This window comes from Bowmanella denitrificans (genome assembly GCF_039522935.1).
Lineage (GTDB): Bacteria > Pseudomonadota > Gammaproteobacteria > Enterobacterales > Alteromonadaceae > Bowmanella > Bowmanella denitrificans.
In genome coordinates this window covers 1-1629 of sequence record NZ_BAAAEI010000038.1, presented here as the reverse complement: position 1 = coordinate 1629, position 1629 = coordinate 1, and the positions used below count along the sequence as shown (strand labels likewise).

Here is a 1629-nt window from a genome sequence, read left to right as displayed (position 1 = left end):
GAACCGGGAGGTTTGCTGGAGGTATCACAAGTGCGAATGCTGACATGAGTAACGATAAAGGGGGTGAAAAACCCCCTCGCCGGAAGACCAAGGTTTCCTGTCCCATGCTAATCAGGGCAGGGTAAGTCGGCCCCTAAGGCGAGGCAGAAATGCGTAGTCGATGGGAAACGGGTTAATATTCCCGTACCGGTGTTATCAGTGATGGGGGGACGGAGAAAGCTATGCAGGCCTGGCGTTGGTTGTCCAGGTGAAAGTGCGTAGGCTGGCATTTTAGGTAAATCCGGAATGCTAAGGCTGAGACACGAGACGAGCTACCAAGGTAGTGAAGTTGCAGATGCTCTGCTTCCAGGAAAAGCCTCTAAACGTATGATAACACTGACCGTACCCCAAACCGACACAGGTGGTCAGGTAGAGAATACCAAGGCGCTTGAGAGAACTCGGGTGAAGGAACTCGGCAAAATAGTACCGTAACTTCGGGAGAAGGTACGCCCCTGGACGTGAAGGACTTGCTCCGTAAGCGTTTGGGGGTCGCAGTGACCAGGTGGCTGGGACTGTTTATTAAAAACACAGCACTGTGCTAAATCGAAAGATGACGTATACGGTGTGACACCTGCCCGGTGCCGGAAGGTTAATTGATGGGGTTAGCTTAGGCGAAGCTCTTGATCGAAGCCCCGGTAAACGGCGGCCGTAACTATAACGGTCCTAAGGTAGCGAAATTCCTTGTCGGGTAAGTTCCGACCTGCACGAATGGTGTAACCATGGCCACGCTGTCTCCACCCGAGACTCAGTGAAATTGAAATCGCCGTGAAGATGCGGTGTACCCGCGGCTAGACGGAAAGACCCCGTGAACCTTTACTACAGCTTGGCACTGAACATTGACCCTACCTGTGTAGGATAGGTGGGAGGCTTTGAAGCGTGTACGCCAGTATACGTGGAGCCGTCCTTGAAATACCACCCTGGTATGTTTGATGTTCTAACGTTGGTCCCTAATCGGGATTGCGGACAGTGTCTGGTGGGTAGTTTGACTGGGGCGGTCTCCTCCCAAAGCGTAACGGAGGAGCACGAAGGTCGGCTAATCCTGGTCGGACATCAGGAGGTTAGTGTAATGGCATAAGCCGGCTTAACTGCGAGACAGACACGTCGAGCAGGTACGAAAGTAGGTCATAGTGATCCGGTGGTTCTGTATGGAAGGGCCATCGCTCAACGGATAAAAGGTACTCCGGGGATAACAGGCTGATACCGCCCAAGAGTTCATATCGACGGCGGTGTTTGGCACCTCGATGTCGGCTCATCACATCCTGGGGCTGAAGTCGGTCCCAAGGGTATGGCTGTTCGCCATTTAAAGTGGTACGCGAGCTGGGTTTAGAACGTCGTGAGACAGTTCGGTCCCTATCTGCCGTGGGCGCTGGATGATTGAGGGGAGCTGCTCCTAGTACGAGAGGACCGGAGTGGACGAACCGCTGGTGTTCGGGTTGTGATGCCAATCGCATTGCCCGGTAGCTACGTTCGGAATCGATAACCGCTGAAAGCATCTAAGCGGGAAGCGAGCCCCAAGATGAGTCATCCCTAGAGCTTTAAGCTCTCTAAAGGGTTGTTCAAGACTAGAACGTTGATAGGCAGGGTGTGGAA

At 53.3% G+C, this 1629-nt stretch carries 1 rRNA gene; it reads left to right on the top strand.

From position 1 onward, the window contains the following. Positions 1-1629: ribosomal RNA gene (locus tag ABD028_RS23200) — 23S ribosomal RNA — on the top strand; the annotation flags it as partial.